The organism is Parasaccharibacter sp. TMW 2.1891 (assembly GCF_023337675.1).
Taxonomy (GTDB): Bacteria; Pseudomonadota; Alphaproteobacteria; order Acetobacterales; family Acetobacteraceae; genus Bombella; species Bombella apis.
The window spans coordinates 472,028-494,254 of sequence record NZ_QORT01000001.1; the positions used below are offsets into that span (position 1 = coordinate 472,028).

16 protein-coding genes, 1 tRNA gene and 1 pseudogene are annotated in these 22,227 nt (G+C 58.3%); 14 read left to right on the forward strand and 4 right to left on the reverse strand.

Annotated features, from left to right (window positions below; all coding sequences use genetic code 11):
* Positions 1 to 41 precede the first annotated feature (41 nt).
* The 6 genes and pseudogenes from DTJ15_RS02040 to DTJ15_RS02065 all read left to right on the forward strand — a co-directional run bounded on the left by DTJ15_RS02040 (position 42) and on the right by DTJ15_RS02065 (position 7,106).
* A complete protein-coding gene (locus DTJ15_RS02040) occupies positions 42 to 1,310 on the forward strand; it encodes a glutamate-5-semialdehyde dehydrogenase (protein WP_249109607.1) in 1,269 nt (422 codons plus the stop codon).
* 237 nt (positions 1,311 to 1,547) lie between these two features.
* Positions 1,548 to 1,949: a hypothetical protein gene (locus DTJ15_RS02045; RefSeq protein WP_043560789.1), complete on the forward strand. Its 402-nt coding sequence runs from the start codon at positions 1,548 to 1,550 to the stop codon at positions 1,947 to 1,949.
* Between the two features lie 32 nt (positions 1,950 to 1,981).
* Positions 1,982 to 2,098: pseudogene (locus DTJ15_RS02050) on the forward strand (NAD(P)-dependent oxidoreductase); the annotation flags it as partial.
* A 231-nt stretch (positions 2,099 to 2,329) separates the two neighbouring features.
* A complete protein-coding gene (locus DTJ15_RS02055) occupies positions 2,330 to 3,778 on the forward strand; it encodes an alginate export family protein (RefSeq protein WP_227449654.1) in 1,449 nt (482 codons plus the stop codon).
* 248 nt (positions 3,779 to 4,026) lie between these two features.
* Positions 4,027 to 5,556 (forward strand): alginate export family protein, encoded by a 1,530-nt coding sequence (locus DTJ15_RS02060; protein WP_249109301.1) that lies wholly within the window; start codon positions 4,027 to 4,029, stop codon positions 5,554 to 5,556.
* A 134-nt stretch (positions 5,557 to 5,690) separates the two neighbouring features.
* Entirely contained in the window at positions 5,691 to 7,106 is a 1,416-nt protein-coding gene (locus DTJ15_RS02065; protein WP_052349139.1) for an amino acid permease, read from the forward strand.
* Between the two features lie 120 nt (positions 7,107 to 7,226).
* Here the strand turns inward: DTJ15_RS02065 and DTJ15_RS02070 are convergent, their stop codons facing one another.
* On the reverse strand, positions 7,227 to 7,655 hold the full coding sequence (locus DTJ15_RS02070) for an EamA family transporter (RefSeq protein ID WP_043561539.1): 429 nt from the start codon (positions 7,653 to 7,655) through the stop codon (positions 7,227 to 7,229).
* A 247-nt stretch (positions 7,656 to 7,902) separates the two neighbouring features.
* Between DTJ15_RS02070 and DTJ15_RS02075 the strand changes: the two genes are divergently transcribed.
* The 4 genes from DTJ15_RS02075 (at position 7,903) to DTJ15_RS09125 (ending at position 13,648) form a co-directional block, all read left to right on the forward strand.
* The gene (locus DTJ15_RS02075) at positions 7,903 to 9,390 is read left to right on the forward strand and encodes a carbohydrate porin (protein WP_249089392.1); all 1,488 of its coding nucleotides are present in this window, start codon (positions 7,903 to 7,905) and stop codon (positions 9,388 to 9,390) included.
* 10 nt (positions 9,391 to 9,400) lie between these two features.
* A complete protein-coding gene (locus DTJ15_RS02080; RefSeq protein WP_143539893.1) occupies positions 9,401 to 10,567 on the forward strand; it encodes a hypothetical protein in 1,167 nt (388 codons plus the stop codon).
* 10 nt (positions 10,568 to 10,577) lie between these two features.
* Complete coding sequence (locus DTJ15_RS02085; protein WP_249109302.1) at positions 10,578 to 11,774, forward strand: Dyp-type peroxidase; 1,197 nt, start codon at positions 10,578 to 10,580, stop codon at positions 11,772 to 11,774.
* Positions 11,775 to 12,124: 350 nt separating this feature from the next.
* Positions 12,125 to 13,648, forward strand: a complete 1,524-nt coding sequence (locus DTJ15_RS09125; protein WP_249109303.1) for an LA2681 family HEPN domain-containing protein — start codon at positions 12,125 to 12,127, stop codon at positions 13,646 to 13,648.
* A gap of 310 nt (positions 13,649 to 13,958) precedes the next feature.
* Here the strand turns inward: DTJ15_RS09125 and DTJ15_RS02095 are convergent.
* Positions 13,959 to 14,035 (reverse strand) — tRNA-Arg (locus DTJ15_RS02095).
* 70 nt (positions 14,036 to 14,105) lie between these two features.
* The gene (locus DTJ15_RS02100; protein ID WP_249109305.1) at positions 14,106 to 15,086 is read right to left on the reverse strand and encodes an alpha/beta fold hydrolase; all 981 of its coding nucleotides are present in this window, start codon (positions 15,084 to 15,086) and stop codon (positions 14,106 to 14,108) included.
* 97 nt (positions 15,087 to 15,183) lie between these two features.
* Here DTJ15_RS02100 and polA point away from each other — a divergent pair, with 97 nt between their 5' ends.
* From polA to DTJ15_RS02115, 3 genes are read left to right on the forward strand one after another with little or no spacing between them, the layout of a single operon-like run.
* Positions 15,184 to 17,964, forward strand: a complete 2,781-nt coding sequence (polA, locus tag DTJ15_RS02105; protein WP_249109608.1) for a DNA polymerase I — start codon at positions 15,184 to 15,186, stop codon at positions 17,962 to 17,964.
* Between the two features lie 35 nt (positions 17,965 to 17,999).
* Entirely contained in the window at positions 18,000 to 18,662 is a 663-nt protein-coding gene (locus DTJ15_RS02110; RefSeq protein WP_043561521.1) for an SCO family protein, read from the forward strand.
* 18 nt (positions 18,663 to 18,680) lie between these two features.
* Positions 18,681 to 19,358 carry an HAD family hydrolase gene (locus DTJ15_RS02115; RefSeq protein WP_103765371.1) on the forward strand — a complete coding sequence of 226 codons (678 nt, stop codon included), beginning with the start codon at positions 18,681 to 18,683 and terminating at the stop codon, positions 19,356 to 19,358.
* An 81-nt stretch (positions 19,359 to 19,439) separates the two neighbouring features.
* Here DTJ15_RS02115 and purD read toward each other — a convergent pair whose 3' ends face one another.
* Positions 19,440 to 20,678: a phosphoribosylamine--glycine ligase gene (gene purD, locus DTJ15_RS02120; RefSeq protein ID WP_249109306.1), complete on the reverse strand. Its 1,239-nt coding sequence runs from the start codon at positions 20,676 to 20,678 to the stop codon at positions 19,440 to 19,442.
* Between the two features lie 75 nt (positions 20,679 to 20,753).
* Between purD and xseA the strand changes: the two genes are divergently transcribed.
* Positions 20,754 to 22,205 carry an exodeoxyribonuclease VII large subunit gene (gene xseA, locus DTJ15_RS02125; RefSeq protein ID WP_043560782.1) on the forward strand — a complete coding sequence of 484 codons (1,452 nt, stop codon included), beginning with the start codon at positions 20,754 to 20,756 and terminating at the stop codon, positions 22,203 to 22,205.
* Positions 22,206 to 22,227 lie beyond the last annotated feature (22 nt).

A 22,227-nucleotide genomic window follows, 5' to 3' on the forward strand; every position in this document is an offset into this window, starting at 1 on the left:
CAGCGGGAGGCCGGGCCGGTGGAGATGGAGGAGAAAGACCCATGCCGACAGGAACGCAGACGGACGCTCACGTCCCGCCCATGCATGTGCTGGCACGGCGTGCCCGTGAGGCAGCCGGGATTCTGGCCGTATGTCCGGCAGGGCAGCGGACGGCGGCACTGCGCCATGTGGCCGCAGGCTTGCGGGACGGAACGGAAACCCTGCTGGCTGCCAATCGCCGGGACCTTGAGCAGGCCAGTCTCAGCCCGTTCTTTCAGGAGAGGCTGACCCTGACGGCGGAACGGCTTGAGGGCGTGGCCCGCAGCGTGGACGCCCTTGCGGGCATGGAAGACCCGGTCGGACAGGTTCTGGCCGCATGGCAGCAGCCGAATGGCCTGAAGCTGCGTCGTGTGGCCACGCCACTTGGCGTGCTGGGGATGATCCATGAGGGGCGGCCCACCGTTGGGGTGGATGCGGCCATTCTGGCCATCCGGTCCGGCAATGCCCTGCTGCTGCGGGGCGGGCCGGAGAGTTTTCACAGCACACAGGCCCTGCATCATGTGATCCAGCAGGGGCTGGCCCGTGCTGGCCTGCCGGAGGATGCCGTGCTCATGGTGCCGGATGCCGGGCCGGAGCATGTGGGGGACATGCTCCGTGCAGCAGGGCTGATTGACGTGACCGTGGTCCGTGGCGGGCGCGCGCTGGTGGAGCGTGTGCAGGCCGAGGCACGGATGCCGGTTCTGGCCCATGCGGCGGGGCTGTGCCACAGCTACGTCCATGCGGCGGCGGATCATGAGCTGGCCCGGAGGGTCGTGCGCAATGCCAGGCTGCGCCGTCCCGGCATCTGTGGGGCCACGGAAACGCTCCTGATCGACGCTGCCATTGCTCCGGGTCTCCTGCCGCAGCTTGTGGCCGATCTGGCAGCGGAGGGCTGCACCTTCCGGGCTGACGAGGCCGCCCGCAGCATCCTGCCGGAACTGCCCGCTGCCACGGAGGAAGATTTTGCCACGGAATGGCTGGACAAGGTTCTGAACATTTCCGTCGTGGAAGGGGTGGATGCGGCACTGGCGCATATTGTCCGCTTCTCGTCCCGTCATACGGAGGCGATCCTGACGGAAGATGAGGCCGTGGCGCAGTATTTCATGCAGCGTGTCCCCAGTGCTATCGTGATGTGGAACACCTCGACGCAGTTCAGTGATGGTGGTGAATTCGGACTGGGTGGGGAAATCGGTATCATGTCAGGCCGCCTGCCGCCCCGTGGCCCGGTTGGCCCGGCCCAGCTCATGACATGGCGTTATGAGGTGCACGGAACAGGGCAGCTGCGCCCGTGACGGACCGGGATGACCCTTCCAGACCATTCCTGAACCGGAACGGGCCGTGCATGGTCATGTAAACGGATCGTGACGTGAAACCGTTTGATGCGCTCCGGGAGGGCGGTTGACGTGCGGGGCGGGGCAGAAGGTGGTCTTCATCAGGAAGAGCTGTTGAATTGAAACAGCTTGACGTGATGGCCGATATTCGCAGAAGGTCGTCTTCATCAGGAAGAGCTGTTGAACAGGAGATGCCCCATGTTCCGAGATGAGATGGATACGACCCGGCCAGGTGAGGCTGCTGCCAGCCATGAAGGCGAGGGCGTGTCATCCGTGGGCAGGTGGGCGTTTTTCTCCGGTGTGGCGGCTTTTGTCATTGGTTTGCTTCTCGCCGCTCCTGTAGTTGCCGAAGCTGCTCCCCTCTCCATTCCTGCCACCATTACCGTGACCATGCCCAAGGGTAGCGAGACAGTCATGGTCTGTACGTCCAAGCTGAATCTTTCGGACGTACAGGTTGCTTGTCGTCCTACTGAGAAGGTCGTCAAGAAGTTCCTGATAATGGCAGGGATTTTCGAAGTGGTTGGCATCGTCCTTCTTGTTCTTCTGATTGAGGGCATTGCCTTCTTTCTTCGGAAGCTGTGGTCACGGAGGAAGTCATGACGTTCTTGTGTGAACAGGAGACACCCTAGTACCGTCCCGGACAGCCGGTGGAGATTGCGCCGGTCTATGTCACCCTGGCCTCTCAGGAGAGCAGCTACGTGACTGGGCAGGTCTGGGGCATCACCGGCGGTGACGGCGTACCGGGCTGAGGGAAGGCGGGCTGCCTGTGGAGAACATGAGGCGCAGGCTCTTTCGAGATATTTTTCCGAGATCGTAACATTCTCTGGGCTGCATTCTCTGGATTATACGGCAGACATGAGGTAATAAGCCGCCAGAACAGCCTGAGAATAAGGATGGTCATGGCGGCAAGGGTGCGGAAACTGCTTTGTACAGCTGCAATGTCGGCTGGTGTTTTTACCGCTTCTGAAGCATCTGCGGACGTGACCCTGTTTTCCCGCAAGGATATCACCCTGAATGCCGCTCTCGATATTGGGGGTGATGCCTTTTATTTCCCCAATGCCAATTTTGGCACGGGCTCTTATGCGCCGCATAAAGCGGGTTATTACACACGCACGAAAAATGTTGGTCTTGGTGAGCTGTATGGCCAGCCCATGCTTTCAGGCACATGGCAGACCCCGTGGGGTTTTTCGGTGTTCGGGCTGGTTTCGGCCATCGGGTCCACGACGTTGGGTGACGGCGATGCAGAGAGCGTGAGCCAGACCTCCGGCACGCCCCGGCAGGTGAATCTTGAGGATGCCAATCTGGGCGTGAAGATTCCGCTGAATGGGAAAAGACGTCTGATCATCGAGGGGGGACGGCAGAAATTCCAGATTGATGACGGTTTTCTCATGGGGAAGGGAGCCTACAGCTCTGGTGAGCGTGGGGCCTGGTGGTATGCGCCCCGGTTTGCTTTCTCCGGGCCGGGGGTCATCAAGTATGAGGGGACATCCATCCGGTCCGATGTGTTCATGCTGGAGAACAACAGCAACAACCGGCAGACCTACGGCAATGACAAGCCGGAAACGAAGTTTGTCGGTTTTGACGTGACGCTCTTCCGCAGCCGTCCGGATGGAGATGGCGGCTCGTCCTACGGAGACCGGGCGGCCTATGTCACGCTGACCTATTTTTATGTCCGCCATGCCGACAAGGGAGCGGCCTACGATTACTCCAACAGGGCGGACCGGCAGGGTATGAGCGTGACGGCCCTGAGCTGGGGGGGAACGCCCTTTGCGATGAAGAGCCGCCCCTTCACGAAGAACATCACCTTCTATGGCAATTTTGTTTCCGAGCAGAACAGCCACGCAGGCAATGGGTACAAGGGGGTCAGTGCCTATGCCGTCTATGTGGAGCCGGGCTATACGTTTTCCCGGGTTCCGTGGCGGCCTCATGTTTTCTACCGGTACACCCGCTTCAGCGGGGGGCGGGATCCCCACAGCCGGACGAAACACAATTACGATACGTTTTTTCTTTATGATGGTGCCCGTTACACGTACGGCGGTTACTGGCCGGGGGAGATTGTGGGGAACAACATGTCCCCACTCTCCAACATGGAGGTCCATCAGTTTGACATTACCGGTGTGCCGCCCGTCCATCTGCTGAAGAAGGATGATGAGCTGAAGCTTGGCCTGCATTTTTACGATCTTGCCTATCTGTATCCCACGGGCGCAGGCCTGCCTGCGGGTACGAAGCGACATATGTCGGATGAAGTCAACGTTTCAGCAGAATATGCTTTTGATGCGAATACATCCGGTGCGATTGCAGCGGGTGCTGCCTTTTCTGGTCCAGCAGGGCGGGCACTGGCCAAGGCTGGCGTGCCGGATGGACAGACCATGCCGAAGATCCATGGAGCTTCCGGTGTAATGGAAATTTATTTTTATAAACATTTTTAATATTAGCGCCCATCATTCCGTTTCTGTTCTTCTGTCCGGTTTGATACGGAACAGGGCGTGGAAGGGTTAATAAACTGCCATTTAGAGCGTGTTTTCGTGAGGCAGTATCGTCATGATGAAGAAAAAGAATAAATTTTATATTGTCTCCATTTCATAGACTGTACTGATAAACAAGTCAGACGGTCGATAGACAAGGAACGGTTCTTCTGTAATAAAATTGTGAGGAAAATTTCCAAAAGGTTCCTCATATGTCATCAAAACTGCGGAAACTCTTCGTTTCGTTGGCCGTTTTGGGCAACGTTTATGTGATTTCTGACGCTTATGCTGACCAGACACTTGTTGCGACCAGAAACATTTCTCTCAAGGCCTCTCTGGATATTGGGGGTGATGCGTTCTTTCTGCCCAATACCAACTTCGGGACAGGGTCGTACCGTGAAAAGCGGACGGGCGGCTATGCCCTCATCAAGGATACGACATATGCCGAGCTGTACGGCAAACCCATTCTTGCAGGGCAGTGGAAAACGCCCTGGGGGTTCAGCGTATTCGGGCAGGCATCGGCCATTGGCTCCACGACATTGGGGGATGGCGATGCCGAGAGCATTTCCCAGACGACACGGACCCCTCGTGCGGTCACGCTGGAGGAGGCCAATCTGGGCATAGACCTGCCCTTCAACAAGGAGCGGAAGCTGATCATTGAGGGAGGACGGCAGAAGTTCCAGATTGATGATGGCTTTCTGATGGGGAAGGGTGCTTACAGCTCCGGGGATCGTGGCGCTTGGTGGTATGCGCCCCGGTTTGCCTTTTCCGGCCCTGGTGTCATCAAATATCAGGGGAAGGCGCTGCGGGCGGATGTCTTCATGCTGGAGAACAACACCAACAACAAGCAGACCCGCAATAATGACAGGCCGGAGACCAAGTTTGAGGGGTTTGACATCACATGGTTTCGCAGCAGGCCAGGAGGGGATGGCGGGGCCGTCTACGAGGACAGGGCGGCTTATCTGACCCTGACCTATTTTCATGTGCGGAAGGCGAATATCGGTTCAGCCTACGACTACGCCAATCGTGGGGACAGGCAGGGGATGAATGTCAGTCAGCTGAGCTGGGGTGGTACGTTCGTGCCCATCCGGGCGCTGGGCATCTCAAAGCACTTCACGCTCTATGGCACATTCGTTTCCGAGCAGAACAGCCATGCGGGCAATGGTTACAAGGGGGTCAGTGCCTATTCGACATATATTGAGCCAGGCTATACGTTCACCAGCCTGCCATGGAAGCCGCACGTCTTTTACCGTTATACCCGTTTCAGCGGGGGGAAAAACCCACATAGCCGGACAAAGCACAATTATGATACGTACTTTCTGTACGATGGGCGCCGGTATACCTATGGTGGCTACTGGCCGGGGGAAATCACGGGCATGTATCTGTCTCCCCTGTCCAATATGGAGATCCATCAGGTGGATCTGACAGGTGTCCCACCTGTCCATCTGTTGCGTAAGGCGGACGAGCTGAAGCTCGGCCTGCATTTCTACGACTTGTCTTTTCTCTACCCCACAGGGTCGGGTTTGTCCCGCAATGTGGGGAGCCACATGTCGGATGAGCTTGATTTCTCCGCAGAATACACGTTTGATGGCAACACATCAGGAGCGATTGCTGGCGGTGTTGCTTTTGCGGGGCCAGCGGGAAAGGCACTGGCAAAGGCCGGTGTTCCGGGAGGCATGCCTATGCCGCCCATACATGGGACATCAGGTGTGCTGGAGCTTTATTTTTACCGTCACTTCTGAGAAGGAACGGAGTTTTAATCTGTTCCGGCTTCCATTTTGACAGTAGATGTTACAAAATGGGAATGACTTAGCGGAGAACCCGTCATCTACTGGATGGGCGATTTGCACAGCCAACTATTCATAAGGACCTTTTCATGAAGGAACCCACCACTGACCAGGCTCAGGCCGAAGATAAGGGGCTCTCGAGTCGTCATATTGCGATGATTGCCCTCGGCGGCGTGATCGGCGCCGGGCTTTTTGTTGGTAGCAGTGCCGCCATTGCCAAAGCGGGACCAGGCATTGCGCTTGTGTTCGTTGTCGTCGGATTCCTGATCATGGGGATCATGCGGATGCTTGGCGAGATTGTTGTCAGCGACCCGGGGCGTGGCTCCTTCGTGGAGTATATCCGCCTTGCGCATGGTGACCGGATCGGCTTTGCCTCCGGCTGGCTCTACTGGTTCTTCTGGGTGGTCGTGATCGGCTCGGAAGCCATCGCTGGTGCCATGATGCTGCGGGACTGGATCGACCTGCCTGTCTGGCTGCTGTCGATCATCCTCATCCTCAGCATGAAGTTTGTGAATTTCTTTGCCCCGAAGATTTTTGGTGAGTGCGAGTTCTGGCTTTCCAGCATCAAGGTTTTCACCATCGTGGCCTTCATCCTGCTGGCGCTGCTGTATGTCCTGCATGTTTTTGGTCCGGGTGTGCCGGTCCATCACAACCTGTTTGGTCGTCGTGGGCTCTTCCCCAACGGGATCGTGCCGCTGCTGGCGCTGGTGCCGACCGTGCTGTTCACCATGATGGGCTCCGAGATCTCCACCGTGGCGGCGTCCGAGACGTCTGATCCGGGGCAGAATGTCTCCCGTGTGACGCGGACACTCGGCCTGCGCATCATGATGTTCTACGTTTCCTCCATCTGCCTGATCACGATGATCGTGCCGTGGTGGAGCCTGTATCCGGGCAAGTCCCCGTTCGTGGCCGTGCTTCAGACCATGGGTGTGCCGGGTGCTGCGCTGATCATGCAGATCGCCATCCTCAGCGCCGTGCTGTCCTGCCTGAACTCCAGCATGTACATCACGTCCCGCATTCTGACAGAGCTGGCCATCCAGGGTGATGCCCCGGCGTTTCTGGTGCGTACGTCGCCGGACAAGGCGCCCCGCATGGCCATTACCATCAGCTCCGTGGCTGGTCTTCTGGTCGCCTTCTCCTCGATCTTTGCACCGAGCGAGATTTTCGGCTTCCTGCTGAACTGTAGTGGTGGTCTGATCCTGCTGACATATGCGCTGATTTCCACGACGTACATCGTGCTGCGCCGCCGGAGCAAGCGCTCTGGGACGAGCAAGCACTTCACCCTGCCGCTTTTCCCCTATCTCAGCCTCCTGTGCCTGGGTGCCATCATTCTGGTATTCGTGGCCATGCTGATCAATCCGGGTGAGCGCAACACGGCTTTTGCTTCTCTCGGTACGGCGGTCGTCTGCTACCTGATGGCCTGCAACTTTGCCAGCCGTCTGGCTCCCGTAACGACGGAAGAGCCGGCTGCGGTTGAAGAAGAAACCGGTAAAGAAGGCGAGTAAGCTGGAGGAAGAGGGAAGGCCTGCCTCCCTCTTCTGACAGAAGAGTCTTTTCTGAAGAAAACGGACCTGCCCTCTGGGTGGGTCCGTTTTTTTGTGGCGACTGATAACGGGGAGAAAGGTCTACCCCAGGGAGACCAGAATGGCTCCCAGCCCGATGAACAGGACTCCCAGCCAGCCCTTGAGGGAGAGTTGCTCCCCGAGGACGGTGACACTGAGTATGGCCACGAAAACAACGCTCAGTTTGTCAAGGGGGGCAACACGGGCAGCATCGCCCAGCTTTAGGGCACGGAAATAGCAGAGCCATGAGGCCCCCGTCGCCAGACCGGATAATAGCAGGAACAGGCAGCCCCGCATGTTGAAGCCTCTGGTCTCGTGAAATTTGCCTGTAATCAGCAAGATCATCCCCAGTACGCCGAGTATGACCAGCGTGCGGATGAAGGTGGCCAGGTCGGAATCAATGTTGTTGACGCCAATCTTGGCGCACAGAGCTGTCAGTGCAGCAAAAACTGCTGAAAGCAGAGCCCAGAAGACCCATGAGGTGGAAAGCATGATGATGTGTCCTCCTGATATTGTGGCAGAGACGTTCTGAAAGATGATCGGATGGGCCTGCGGGCTGTCTTCGTGTTTCAATCATGGTGGGGAGTAGACATCATGGCAATTCTGCTTCTTTGACGGGAATGGGCTGTTCAGAGTGCTGGTGATGCTTTCCAAATGCGAATGAGAATCAATTTTTAATTGAATCGAAAAATTTTTCCGATATCAATAATAAGAATCATTAACAGTTATCGGAGCCGCCATGCCCACCCTTACTTTCAGAAGGCTGTTCACCCGGTCCCGTTATTGTGCTGTGCAGGTTGCAGTGATTGGCCTGCTCTCGTTTTTCATGGAAACTACAGCTCAGGCCCGTGCCCCCGTGGTCAATCTGGGCAATGCCGCAGCGGCAGGGGATGAGAGTGCAGACGGCCTCTTCGGGTTTCTGTCAAACTGGAAACGGGATTCCAACCTGCTCGGCAGCATGTGGGGCCTGCGGACAGCCATGGGGAAGGCGGGGCTGGTTTTTGCCCTTCAGGAGACGTCGGAGATTTTCGGCAATGTCACGGGGGGAACACGGCGGGGAGCCGCCTATGACGGCCTGACTGTTGCGGTGCTGCAACTGAATACGCAGCGGGCTTTTGGCTGGTACGGTGGTACCTTTCAGGTCAGCATGGAACAGATACATGGGCGCAGTCTCAGTGATGACAATCTTCAGGTGGCCCAGACCATCAGCGGGATCGAGGCAGACCGTTCCACCCGCCTGTGGGAAATGTGGTTTGACCAGAAATTTCTGGACCAGCAGGCTCTGGACATAAAGATTGGCCAGCAGAGCCTGGACCAGGAATGGATGGTGAGCAGCAATGCGCTCGTGTTTGCCAACACCATGTTCGGCTGGCCCATGGTGCCTTCAGCGGACATGCCCGGTGGCGGACCGGCCTATCCGCTCTCCTCGCTGGGGGTGAGGGCGAAATACTGGATGGCCACACCATTATATGTGCAGGCTGGCGTGTTCAGTGGCAGTCCTGCTCATAATGTCAGTGTGGATGCTCAGAAGAGCAATCCATCCGGGACGAGTTTCGTGTTGAACCGGGGTGTGCTGGCTCTGGTGGAGTTCCAGTATGTCTATCCCGCCCTGGGGGCCATGGTCTCGCCAGATCAGGCCGATGCGCTCTCACGGGTCTATCGCATCGGGGCCTGGTATGATTCCGAGCCTTTTGCGGACCAGTACTGGGACAACATGCACGTGCCGCTTGCGTCTCCGGCCAGCAGTGGCGTGGCCCGCCGTCACCGTGGCCTTTTCAGCCTGTATGCGGTGGTGGACCAGATGCTGTGGCACAGCCATTACGATCCCAACCGGACATTCAATGTCTTTGGCCGGGCGATGGGGACGCCGCAGTCCGACCGTGCGCCCAACGATTTCAGCCTGAATTTCGGCTTCACGTTCAAGGACCCGCTGCCATACCGGCAGGATGACACGCTGGGGCTTGCCATGGGCTACACGCATTTCAGCAAGGCGCTGGCCAAATTTGACAGGGCGACCCGGTTCTACAACGGGAGCTACATGCCGTCCCAGAGCGGGGAAACCTACATGGAGCTGATGTATCAGTGCCAGATGACAGGCTGGCTCCAGCTCCAGCCGGACTTCCAGTACATTTTCAATCCGTCAGGTGGGGTGCCGAACACTCTTCACCCTGACAGGCGCGTGAAGGACATTGCCGTCCTTGGTCTGCGTGCGATCATTGCCCTGTAGGAGGTGCTTCATGAAACAGTTTCTACGCAGAGTTCTGCCCGGCCTGGCCTGCTTCGCTTTCGCTGCCGTGTTTGCTCCACAGGGAGGGGAGGCTGCTCCGAAGGGATTTCTGGAGACCATCCACCGCCATGCCATGCTGGCTTCCACAAGTCCGGGCAATGGCGATCTCAATCCCTATGCGATCTATCTGGTGCCGCAGGACATGGGCAGCCTGAAGAAGGATGAAGTGCTCATCACCAACTTCAACAATGTGAACAATCTTCAGGGAACCGGCACGACCATCGTGGCCTATTCGCCCGTGACAAAAAACATACGCCTGTTTGCCAGTGCCCCTGCCAATCTGGCAGCCTGCCCGGGGGGGATCGGCTTCACGACAGCCCTGACGGTGCTCAAGGCGGGCTGGGTCATTGTTGGCAGCACGCCAAGCAAGGATGGGACGACAGGTACGAAGGGGGATGGCTGCCTTCTGGTTTTTGATGCCAACGGAAAATTTGCCACGGCGTGGAAAGGACCGGACATTACGGGGCCGTGGGGGAATATTGCCAGCATTGATAACGGAGACACGGCCACGCTTTTCATCTCCATGGCGGCGGCGGGTCTGCCAAGCCCCTATGTTCTGGACCCGGCAACGCATTATCCACCCATCCTGCATAATGCGACGGTCATGCGTTTCAATCTGCATGTTCCGCCGGGGAAGCCCCCCGTGCTGGACAGACAGTCAATCATAGCGACCGGGTTTGCCGGTCGTGCCGATCGTGACAATTTCCTTTTTGGACCAACCGGACTGGCTCTGGACAGTGACGGCACGCTGTATGTCACGGATGGCTATGATGAGGAGGTCACGGCCATTGATGATGCCGTGAACCGCACGACCCCCGTGACACGTCAGAATGATGCCGTGGGGCGCATCATCACCAGAGGGCAGCTGCTCAACTGGCCACTGGCGATGATCTGGGTGCCGGGGCATCACCTGCTGGTGGCCAACGGGCGCAACGGGCAGGTTGTCGAGATAGACCCCGTGGCGAAGAAACAGCTCTATGCCCAGTGGGTGGACAATGACCAGGCCCAGCAGCCCCCGGGCAATGGCGACCTGTTCGGTCTGGCGATGACCCCTGACAACAGGGGATTCTATTATGTCGAAGATGACATGAACACGCTCAATGTTGCCCTTCCGTGAAAGTAGAACCATGACATTTTCTCTTTCCCGCCGCACTCTTCTGGGGGGGGCGCTGGGGCTGGCAGGGCTGGAGCTGATGCGCCCCGCCACCAGCCTTGCGATGGCCTCTTCCCTGCGTCATCAGCCTGGCATCATGCTGCCGCAGCTGCCGTTCCTGTATTTCATCACGTTTGATCTCACGGCGGAGAAGAAGGCCGATGTGGCCGACATGATGAGGGCATGGACGGAGGCCGCCGAGGCCCTGATGGCGCACCGGCCCGCCCCGCATCTTGTTGATTCCGGTGATGTGGATGGTCTGGAGCAGGCGAGCCTGACCCTGACCTTCGGCTTCGGGCCGGGGCTGTTCACGAAGGAGGGGAAAGACCGGTATGGTCTTGCGGACCGGCGTCCGGCTCCGCTGGCCGACCTGCCCCGCTTTACGGGGGATCAGCTCGTTCCGGCCCATACGGGGGGTGATGTCTGCATCCAGAGCTGTGCGACGGATCCGCAGACGGCCTTTCATGCCATCCGCATCCTGGCCCGTCTGGCCGATGGCAGGGCAACCCCACGCTGGGCACAGACCGGTTTTTCACCGGAGTTCGGCCGGCATCAGACACCCCGCAATCTGATGGGTTTCAAGGATGGCACCATACAGCCTGATATCGCCAATCCTGCCGTGGCGAAGCGGGTCCTCTGGGCAGCCCCGACGGACGAACCGTGGATGCAGGGGGGAACCTATCTTGTGGCCCGCATCATCCGCATTGCCCTGGAGCATTGGGACCGTACGAGGACGGGCTTTCAGGAAGAGACGATGGGGCGTCAGAAGCAGAGTGGCGCACCCATTGGGGGGCATCATGAGAATGAGCCGCTGACTCTCAGTCAGACTGACAGGGACGGGAATCCTGTCACGCCTGAAAATGCACACGCCCGCCTTGCCGCCCCGCAGGAGAATGGTGGTGCGGAGCTGCTGAGGCGGTCTTATTCCTATGATAACGGTTTGAGCTACATTGCCGAACGCTGGCCCCCGTGGCGGCAGGGCAACGAGTTTGACGCCGGGTTGATGTTCCTCGCCTATCAGCAGGACCCCCGCACGGCCTTCACCAGGATATTCGAGCGCATGTCGAAATTCGACATGATGAACCAGTACACGACCCACATAGGCAGTGGCCTGTTCGCCTGCCCAGGGCGTCTTGATGGTCATTACATAGGGCAGGAGCTGCTGGGGTGAGGGGCTAGTTCCTCTTTTGTGTGGGGAAGGCTTTTTCTAAAATTTGTAATGAGGATAGTGGGCGTATTTTTGTCATCCCTTATTTCATGGATAGTCAGTAGGTTGAGGTGGCTTAAATTCTATTATCATTAACGATTAAGTTTTCTTGGAGATCAAAAACTTTAAAGGGTTATTCTGTTGTTTGATAAGGTGATGCATGTGATACTTGGAGATGAGAAAGATGTTGGGTATCTTTTTGAAAGTGGAATTGTAGAGGAGGGCATTTCTTTCTTCTTCATGTTTGTATATTTTTTGATAAAAAGTACGGAATGAAAGAAAAGTAATACAGTTAAGAGGCCGAGAGACTGACAGTGAAAATTCATGAAATTGAATATCGCTTACAGAAATTATTGAACACGAATCCTAGAGAAGCGATTCGTGAAGTGAAAAAACTAAAATTAACAGTTAAGGATTCTATAGATTATTTTGATCTGGAATATGTGAAGGCCTGTATTTTGGTTAATGCTGGAAGTCTCATAGGGGAAAGGAACGTTATTGAAGAAGGCTTAAGAGTATTCCAGACGTGTTATGAAAAACGTCCCAATCCTGGAACGGCCTATAACTTAGCAAATGGCATATGTGCCATGGTTGGTACGCCGCCACATGATGAAGGTTGGTTGGATCATCAGGAGAGAACACGGCATGACCGTAACAAAATACGTCAATATTTCTGGAGTGCAGCAGACGGCGGCAAGTTTCACAATAAACTCAGATCAGTTGCTTTGACAAATCTTGGAAATCAATTTTCCGCTAGTTTCCGATATGGAGATGCGCAGGATGCATGGTTTTTTGCTCTGAGGGCAGACCTGAAGAATGGGGTTGCGGCCTGTTGTGCGGCGCGGAATCTCTTTTATTTGTATCAACAGGGAATGGGGTCTGATGCGACTCTTGAACAGATAAGAAGACTGAGTAGAATTGTAAGGCTGAATAAGGAGAGACTGACCGAATACACCAGTCAAAAAGAAGCTGACAATATTCTGAATTTTGTGAATCAGTGGGATGAACCTTTGTCTCAACCTTCGTCTGAGAGTCTTTATGTGCAATGGGTTAAAGATGAACGCCTTGCCCTTGCGCCGGTTTTGGAGGCCGTGAATTCTACTTCAGAAACCTTGGATTGGCTGTGTTTGCCCGGAATCGTAGTCCCGGTAGGTGAAGGTCAGCCAATCATATTTTCCATGTTTAATATGCTGAAAAGTGATTATATCCTGGCACGTGATCTGACATGGAGGGCTTTAGATAGAGATCACTGGGCGGATATAGAAGGGTTTGCCAGTACATCTGATGGTGCTTTATATGGAGCGGATGTATCGGCCCTTATTTTGGCCCATCGTTCTGTGTTAGATATTTTGGATAAAATATCCGTTTTTATTAACAGATATTTTGAAATTGGCGAGAATATGAAAGGTACAAATTTTAGCAAGCTGTGGCGTGTTCCTAAAGGTTCAAATGGAGAGTCTTCTCTAAAAGATAAATTTAAAGAAATAATCAATTCTGGTGTTCGAGCCCTTTATGGTCTGGTTGAATTGTCAGGAGATTATAACTCTGGAAATGGCATTTTTAATGCACACAAAAACATACGAAATTCCTCAACACATCGTTTTATGATATTGCATGAATATTTGTTTCCTGAGTTTCCTGAAGAAGAAAGAATTTTTGATGAAATAAAAAGATACGAATTCTCACAATTTCAGGATGAGGTTCTTCAGGCACTTCGTATTGCACGATCTGCGTTGCAAATACTTGTTTTGTCGATAAAACAGAATGAGGATATATTATCGAAAAATAGAGAGGGTGTTTGTTTGGAAATTGATGTTCCTGATTTTAGAAGAATGTAGCTGTGTTTTTTTAGATTTTATTCGACAATTCATGGTGGAGCACAATCTTACTTGCTCTAGCGTGGGAATGGCACGCTCGTCTCTGAATTTTTTGATACCGTCATTCTAATTCTTGTCCAACTTTTAGTAATAATTGTCTTTTTGCTGTATTAGGTTGGACGGGGACGGATAGCGTACCAAGAACTATCAGGATAGTGGTCCGATCAGGACACGGGAGACCTCATAGCTCAAGTCAAACCTGAGTCAATTCTTTGTGGCACTGTATTTGCCTTCGACGGTAAAAAGACATCAGAAAGCTGGGGAAAATCCATGGTGGACCCGGCGCGATTCGAACGCGCGACCTTTGCCTTCGGAGGGCAACGCTCTATCCAGCTGAGCTACGGGTCCCCGTTGGCGGTACTTTTAACGGCAAGTGGCGTGCTTGCCTAGCCCTTGCGGCACTCTTTTTTCATCCATGTCAGCGTGTCTGTTCCAGCCAGAGCCACACGGTGGCGGTACTGTCTCCGCCAGAGGGGAGAAAACGGTCCGGCCACTCGATCCATGAGATGATGTCTCTGGCCGGACGGTCCTGCGGCTCACGGGTGATGAGGTGATACCCACGGGGCAGCTCATCCAGCCGGAAGAGGGATGGCGGGGCCTGTCGTATCAGCCGACGTGTGGCAGAGGCGGGGACGAACTGGTCCCTGTCTCCCCAGATGAGCAGGGTCGGTATCTGTACGGAGGGTGCCTGCTCCAGCGCATGGGCCATCAGATGCGTCAGCCCTCGCAGGGCGTGCACGTTCGTGCCGTGGCGGGTCAGCGGGTCGAAGAACATGCGGCGCATGGCCCTGAGATTGGCTGTGGCGACATGATGCCCCGGCATATGCGCACCCGTCAGCCGTGCCTGTGGCGTGATGAGGTTCCAGCCTTCCAGAAGGGTCTGCCAAGGCTCACCAATCGTCATGATGGCCGGGGCCAGAAGGATCAGCCCGTCAGGGCGGGGAGCCGTCAGGGACGTGCTGGTCAGGAGGGCAAGGGCACCCCCCATGCTTTCCCCCATCAGATGGAGGGGCTGGCCGGGCCAGCGCTGCTGGCACCAGCGGGCTTCCTCCACGGCATCGGCAACCATCCTGTCGGTCGTGCTCCATCCCCCTTTGGCGGGGAATTCGCCAAAGCCCCGCACGTCCGGTGCGACGATGAGAAAGCCCGCCCTGTTGAGGGCCGGGGCCATGACTTCCCAGGCGTCCCGGCTGTCTCCAAAGCCATGAAAGGCCAGAATGATACCACGTTGGGGAACAGTTGCCGGGTAGAGCCGTACCGGTGCCCTGCGGCCATCGGAGAGGGCAATTGTCGCACTGGCTGGGACGTAAGCCGCCTCGGCCGGGCGGTGGGGCAGGCTCCGGGGGGCTGGGGGTGTCTGGCATCCTCCGGGCAGGCCCATGAGCAGAAATGCGGACATGACGGACAGGGAGCCGTTTTTAAAACGGCGGAAATCGGCTAGAGAAGAGAGCATCTGCAAGACTGATCTGCCAGCACGGGCAGGGGAGAAAGACGGCGTGACGTCAGAAAACACACATCTGGTTCTGGTGGATGGTTCGGGGTTCATTTTCCGTGCCTTCTTTGCCATTCCCCCCATGAGCAGCCCGGAGGGTGTGCCCGTCAATGCCGTCTATGGCTTCACCAACATGCTCTCCCGGCTCATCAAGGAGCATGAAGGTCAGCCGATGGCTGTGATCTTCGATGCAGGCCGCAAGACCTTCCGTAACGACATTTACCCTGATTATAAAGCCCATCGCCCCGAACCGCCGGAAGACCTGCGCCCCCAGTTCGACCTCATCCGTCAGGCAACCGACCAGTTCGGGATTCCGGCCATCGAGCTGCCGGGCTGGGAGGCGGATGACCTGCTGGCGACCTATGCCCGCCTGGTCGTGGAGCAGGGCGGCAGCTGCACCATCATCTCGTCAGACAAGGACCTGATGCAGCTTGTCCGCCCCGGTGTCTCCCTGAAAGACCCGATGAAGCAGAAGCCCATCGGTCTGGCCGAGGTTGAAGCCAAGTTTGGCGTCACGCCGGACAAGGTGGTGGATGTGCAGGCCCTCATGGGGGATTCCACCGACAACGTACCGGGCGTGCCGGGCATCGGCCCCAAGGGAGCGGCGCAGCTGATCAATGAATATGGATCGTTGGAGGCCGTTCTGGCCGCAGCCCCCGGGATGAAGCCTTCCAAGCGGCGGCAGAATCTGATCGATCACGCCGAAGGTGCCCGCATCTCCCGGCAGCTTGTCCTGTTGGCGGATGATGTGGCCGTGCCGACACCTGTCGATGAGCTGCGGCCCCGTGAGCCGGACGCCGAAACGTTGCGGAGCTGGCTGGAGAGCATGGGGTTCTCTTCCATTCTCCAGCGCATGGGTTTTGGCGGCAAGGCCCGCCACCCGGCACAGCGCAGGCCCGAGGCCAGCCCGGCCTCAGCTGCGGCAGAGGGGCAGGATGCCGGGGAGATACCCCGCAGTGAGGCTCCTTTCGGTCCCTATGAGACCGTCACGGACAGGGACACGCTGGCCCGGTGGATCGACGCCGCCCGTGCCGCAGGACGTGTGGCCGTGGATACGGAAACAACCGGCCTGAACGCCCGCACGGCCGAAATTGTTGGCCTGTCTCTGGCCGTGGCTCCGGGCAGGGCCTGTTATGTGCCGTTCCGTCATGAAGGCACGCTGGAAGCTCCCGTGGGCGACCAGCTGGACGTGAAGGCAACGCTGGATCAGCTGGCCCCGCTGATGGCTGATGAGGCCGTCCTGAAGATTTTCCAGAATGCAAAATATGACCTCACCATCCTGCGGCAGGCCGGTCTGGAGGTCATTGCCCCGCTGGATGATACAATGCTGCTGTCCTATGCCCAGTCCGCCGGGGCGCACGGGCAGGGCATGGATGAACTCTCCCGCCTGCATCTGGATCATACCCCCATTCCCTATGATGACGTGACGGGCAAGGGGCGCAACCGGGTGCCTTTCACGCAGGTGCCGCTGGATAAAGCGACTGCCTATGCAGCGGAAGACGCCGACGTGACGCTGCGCCTCTGGGAGGTGCTGCGTGTGACGCTGCCCCGCCAGAAGGCGGCGGCCCTGTATGAGGAAATGGAACGCCCGCTCATCACCGTTCTGGAGCGCATGGAGGAAGCTGGCGTGCGGGTGGACGCCGATGAGCTGCGCCGCCTGTCGGAGGATTTCGCCACCCGCATGGCGGAGATGGAACAGGGGATTCATGACCGTGCGGGGCGGCCCTTCAACATCGGGTCGCCCAAGCAGCTGGGGGAAATCCTGTTTGATGAGATGGGCCTTCCCGGTGGCAAGCGCACCAAAACGGGCTCGTGGGGAACGGATTCCCGTGTGCTGGAAGAGCTGGCCGAGCAGGGCCATGATCTGCCGACGGCCATCCTGAACTGGCGGCGTCTGGCCAAGCTGAAATCCACCTATGCGGATGCGCTGCTCAAGCTGATGGACCCGAAGACCCAGCGTGTGCATACGACCTTCCAGATGACGACCACGACCACGGGGCGTCTCTCCTCCAACGAGCCGAACCTCCAGAACATTCCCATCCGCACGGAGGAGGGGGCACGCATCCGTCAGGCTTTCGTGGCGGCTCCGGGATACAGGCTTCTGTCTGCCGATTACAGCCAGATCGAGCTGCGTCTTCTGGCTCATGTGGCGCAGATTGAGCCACTGTTGGATGCCTTCCGTCACGGGCAGGACATCCATGCCCGCACGGCGTCCGAAGTGTTCGGCATCCCGCTGGAAGAGATGGACCCGCTGACAAGGCGACGGGCCAAGGCCATCAATTTCGGCATCATTTACGGCATTTCAGCCTTCGGGCTGGCCCGGCAGCTTCAGGTGCCGCAGGGTGAGGCCAAACGCTATATCGAGGCCTATTTTGACCGCTATCCCGGTATCCGGGATTATATGGAAAAGATGAGGGAAGAGGCCCGGGAGAAGGGCTATGTGCTGACCCCCTTCGGTCGCCGCTGCTATGTGCCGGGAATCACGGCAAAGCAGGCAGCGCAGCGGTCCTATGCCGAGCGTCAGGCCATCAATGCTCCCCTGCAGGGTGGGGCGGCGGACATCATCAAGAAGGCCATGGTCACCCTGCCGGACCGTCTGGCCGAGGCCGGGCTGAAGGCCCGGATGCTGCTTCAGGTACATGATGAGCTGCTTTTTGAAGTCCCGGAAGCCGAGGCTGAGGAGACGGCGGCCCTCGTGAGGGAGGTCATGGAATCTGTGGCCAGGCTGGATGTGGCCCTCTCCGTGGAAACGGGGCTTGGCCAGAACTGGGCTGAGGCGCACTGATGCAGCCGGACAGGAATGAGGAGACAGGAACAGACATGACGGACCGTTCGAAGACCGGGGCAGGCCCGGAAACTGACCCGAAGAAAACAGTCGTCCGTCGGGCCGGGCTGGTCGTTCTGGGGCTGATCCTGCTGGCAGGGCTGCTGGGCTATGGTGGTTACTGGCTCTCCACAGGGGCGGATGAAGGGGCACGGGTTCACGCACAGGGCAATGTGGTGGGCGGCTCCTTCCGGGTCTTTTCCCTTGGTGGTGGCATGGTGACGGAAGGTGATTTCCGGGGCTCATGGACGGTCGTCTGGTTTGTGGACCCACGCTGCCCGCCGGAACGCTGCCAGCCTCCGCTCAAGGCTCTGGACCAGACCCTCGTGACGATGAAGCAGAAAGGCCAGCCTGTCCTGCCTCTGGTCGTCTCGCTGGATGCCCGGGCGGAAGATCCGGACACGCTGAAGGACTATGTGATGGGCGTAGCCCCGCACATCTTCCCGGTCTTTGCGACCCCGAACATGACACAGGCCATGACACGCCTCTACCATGCGCCCTATGCGTTGGAGCCGGGGCAGAGTTACTATCAGTCGGCTCCATCTTTTGTGGTCATGACACCGGAAGGTCATTACGCTGACACGCTGCCCGTGACGGATGATGCAGCTGGTCTGACGGCGGGTCTGGAACAGATCATGGCCCGTTCAGGACAGAATTGAGAGCAAGGAAGAGCCCACATGCTACGTTACCCCATTCTTCTGCTGGATTATGACGGCACTTTGGCCGAGACCCGCCCTGCCATCCTGCGGAGTCTGGAGGAGGCCTTCACGGATATCGGCCGGACGCCACCGCCCCGTTCCTACCTGAAGGAGCGGCTGGGCAAGGGGGATGCGCTACAGGGGTTCTATCAGAGCATTGTGGATGAAGGGGCCTCCATGGATGAGGCCCAGCGTTATGTGGCTGCCTACCGCCAGCGTTATGCCCAGGCGGATGAGGAAGAAACCTATCTGTATGACGGAGCCCATGAGGTGCTCCAGATTCTCCAGGGGCGGGGCTACAGGATGATTGCCGTAAGCAACAAGCACGGTCCGACCTTGCGGCACAGCCTTGCCCGGTTTCAGCTGGAGCCGTTTTTTGAGGCGTCCATCGGTGCTGAAGAGGGGCTGCCCCGCAAGCCGGAGAAGGAGGTTTTCACGCAGCGTCTGGCCCATATGCTGCCGGGCTGGGGGGCGGAGCAGTGCCTCATGGTGGGTGATACGACAGCGGATATCGGGTTTGCCCAGACCCTTGGCATGGATGTCTGCTGGGCCAGTTACGGTCACGGTGTGGCAGAGGTTTGCAGGGAGATGAAACCTACCTATCAGTTTGACAGCTTGTGGGAACTGCCGAATCTGCTGTCAGAAACGGAAAGCTGACAGAACCCGGCGGACAGGTTCATACGGAACAGGCCCGGCTCATTTTCATGGGCCGGGCCTGTTTTGCAGGTGCGGAAAATCTTACAGCCCGATGTCGCTGCGGAGCATCTTGTCATCCCACTGGATGGTCGCAGCAGCTTCATAGGCCCGGGAGCGTGCCTTGGCTGCCGTGGGACCCGTGGCGCAGATGGTCAGGACACGCCCGCCATTGGCCAGCAGCCTGTCACCATCCTGTTTCGTCCCCGCATGGAAGACGGATACACCGGGCAGCTGTTCCGTCCGGTCCAGCCCGGAAATGACACCGCCCTTGACGGGCGCATCCGGGTATCCCTTGGCGGCCAGCACCAGAGAAATGGACGGCTTGTCCGAGAAGCGGATGCTGTCCTCGGACAGCGTGCCTTCCGCCAGAGCCTTGAGGGCAGGGAGAAGGTCGCTTTCCAGACGGATGAGCAGGGCCTGTGCTTCCGGATCACCAAAGCGCACGTTGTATTCGATCAGCTTCGGCCCTTCTTCCGTCAGCATCAGGCCAGCAAAGATGACGCCACGGAACGGCGTGCCCCGGCGGACCATCTCGGCCAGCATCGGGCGGACCGTGAGGTCCAGTGCGGCTTCCTGCGCCGCCCGGTCGAAATCCGGTGGCGGGCAGATGGCTCCCATGCCGCCGGTGTTTGGCCCGGTATCGCCATCACCGACCCGCTTGTGGTCCCGTGCAGCCCCGATCAGGCTGGCCCTGTCATCCGCACAGAAGGCGAAGAGGGACACTTCCCGTCCGACAAGACATTCCTCAATCACTAGCGGCAGGCCGAGGCGGTCGATGGCTTCCAGAGCCTCATCCATGCTCTGTGCCACGACCACGCCTTTGCCGGCGGCCAGACCATCCGCCTTGATGACGATGGGAGCACCCTGTTCACGGACGTAGGCCTTGGCGGCCTCCTTGCTGCTGCTGGCGTCGAAACGCTGCCAGCGGGCGGTGGGGATACCGGCAGCATCGGCCACTTCCTTGGTGAAGGCCTTGCTGCCTTCCAGAGCGGCGGCAGCCTGGGAGGGGCCAGCGCAGGCGATGCCTGCTTTCTGGCAGGCATCGGTCAGCCCTGCCACGAGGGAGACTTCTGGCCCCGGTACGACGAGGTCGATCTTTTCCTTCCGGGCGAACTCGACAAGACCGGCAATGTCATCAGCCGCAATGGGAACACAGCGTGCGCAGGCTGCCATGCCGGGGTTGCCGGGGGCGGCAAAGAGTGTGTCCAGCAGAGGGGACCGGGCAATGGCTGTGGCAAGGGCATGTTCCCGCCCACCTGAACCCACCAGAAGTACGCGCATCCTGTTTCCTTTTATATCTCGTGTGATGCAGATAGCCGCTTTCACGTCATCTGCCATTTAGCATAGAATGGCCGCATGATGGAACGAGAGAGCCTTCTTTCTCCCGCCGGGCCGCAGGGCGGTACGGGGCCGGGGAGCAGCAACATACCGGAATATTCCGTAGGAGCCATTTCCTCGGCGATCAAACGTGTGCTGGAAGGCACCTTCGGGCGGGTACGTGTCCGTGGCGAGATCACGGAGATGAAGAGATATGCTTCCGGTCATGTCTATCTCTCCCTCAAGGATGAGGGCGGGAAGATATCGGGTGTCATCTGGCGGGGGAACGTTTCCCGGCTGGGGATGGTGCCGGAGAATGGAACGGAGGTCATCGCCACCGGGAAGATTTCGTCCTATGGCGAACGCTCAAACTATCAGCTCATCATCGACAGCATGGAGTTTGCAGGGGAAGGTGCCCTTCTGGCCCGGATCGAAGCCCTGCGTGTCCGCCTGCGGGATGAGGGGCTGTTCGATCAGGGGCGCAAGAAGCCCATTCCGTTCCTGCCCCGTTGCGTGGGGGTGGTGACGTCCCGGTCCGGGGCGGTGCTGCACGACATCTGCACGACCATATCCCGCCGTTTCCCGCGGGATGTCCTGCTCTGGCCCGTGGCAGTGCAGGGGGAAGGGGCAGCCCGTCAGATCACCCATGCCGTGCAGGCCATGGGGAACCTTCCCAATCCGCCTGATGTGCTGATCGTGGCCCGTGGTGGTGGCTCATTGGAGGACCTGATGGCCTTCAATGATGAAGCCGTGGTACGGGCCGTGGCGGCCTGCCCCCTGCCGGTGATTTCTGCCGTGGGGCATGAGACGGATACGACCCTCGTTGATTACGCTGCCGACCGTCGGGCCCCCACACCGACTGCCGCCGCTGAAATGGCGGTGCCCCTGCGGTCCGAGCTGATGGCGGACCTCGCCCATCGGGCGGCACGGCTTTCTGGTGGTCTGGCGGGGATATTGCAGCGGCAGGGGCTGCGGCTCCAGGCCGTGGCGGCCCGGATGCCGGACCTTCCGGGGCTTCTGGACACAGCCCGGATGCGGCTGGATGATCGTGCCCAGAGGCTGGAGCTGGCCCTGCCGGGATTTGTGATGCGTGCCCGTGCCCGGCTGGGGCAGGCTGCCTATCATTTGCCCGCCGTGGAGACCGTCATGGGGCAGCGGCGTGGCCTCGTGGAGGCACAGGCCGGGCGGTTGCAGTCTGGTTGGGAGCGGTATCTGGATGGCTGCCAGATGCGTCTGCTGCGGGCGCCGTTGCGGCTGGAGACGGTGCAGTCCCGGCTTGCCCTCCAGCGGACGAGGCTGGAAGGGGTGGCCCGGCATCTGAAGGCCGTCTCACCCCTCGCCATTCTGGAACGGGGCTATGTTCTGGTGCAGGATGAGGCAGGTCATGCCGTGACATCATCCGCTGCCCTGCCAGTGGGGAGCCATGTGCAGCTTTCCTTTGCGGATGGTGTCCGGCAGGCCCGGCTGGACCCGGATGAAGGCCGCAGATAGTCTGCACAGGAGATTTCGGAGC

Bases quoted from the DNA above. Each gene is read 5' to 3' on its own strand.
- xseA (WP_043560782.1), top strand. From the start codon at position 20,754: ATGATGGAACGAGAGAGCCTTCTTTCTCCCGCCGGGCCGCAGGGCGGT.
- DTJ15_RS02070 (WP_043561539.1), bottom strand. From the start codon at position 7,655: ATGCTTTCCACCTCATGGGTCTTCTGGGCTCTGCTTTCAGCAGTTTTT.
- DTJ15_RS02060 (WP_249109301.1), top strand. From the start codon at position 4,027: ATGTCATCAAAACTGCGGAAACTCTTCGTTTCGTTGGCCGTTTTGGGC.
- DTJ15_RS02040 (WP_249109607.1), top strand. From the start codon at position 42: ATGCCGACAGGAACGCAGACGGACGCTCACGTCCCGCCCATGCATGTG.
- DTJ15_RS02075 (WP_249089392.1), top strand. From the start codon at position 7,903: ATGCCCACCCTTACTTTCAGAAGGCTGTTCACCCGGTCCCGTTATTGT.
- DTJ15_RS02045 (WP_043560789.1), top strand. From the start codon at position 1,548: ATGTTCCGAGATGAGATGGATACGACCCGGCCAGGTGAGGCTGCTGCC.
- DTJ15_RS02065 (WP_052349139.1), top strand. From the start codon at position 5,691: ATGAAGGAACCCACCACTGACCAGGCTCAGGCCGAAGATAAGGGGCTC.
- purD (WP_249109306.1), bottom strand. From the start codon at position 20,678: ATGCGCGTACTTCTGGTGGGTTCAGGTGGGCGGGAACATGCCCTTGCC.
- DTJ15_RS02085 (WP_249109302.1), top strand. From the start codon at position 10,578: ATGACATTTTCTCTTTCCCGCCGCACTCTTCTGGGGGGGGCGCTGGGG.
- DTJ15_RS02100 (WP_249109305.1), bottom strand. From the start codon at position 15,086: ATGTCCGCATTTCTGCTCATGGGCCTGCCCGGAGGATGCCAGACACCC.
- DTJ15_RS02080 (WP_143539893.1), top strand. From the start codon at position 9,401: ATGAAACAGTTTCTACGCAGAGTTCTGCCCGGCCTGGCCTGCTTCGCT.
- DTJ15_RS02115 (WP_103765371.1), top strand. From the start codon at position 18,681: ATGCTACGTTACCCCATTCTTCTGCTGGATTATGACGGCACTTTGGCC.
- DTJ15_RS02110 (WP_043561521.1), top strand. From the start codon at position 18,000: ATGACGGACCGTTCGAAGACCGGGGCAGGCCCGGAAACTGACCCGAAG.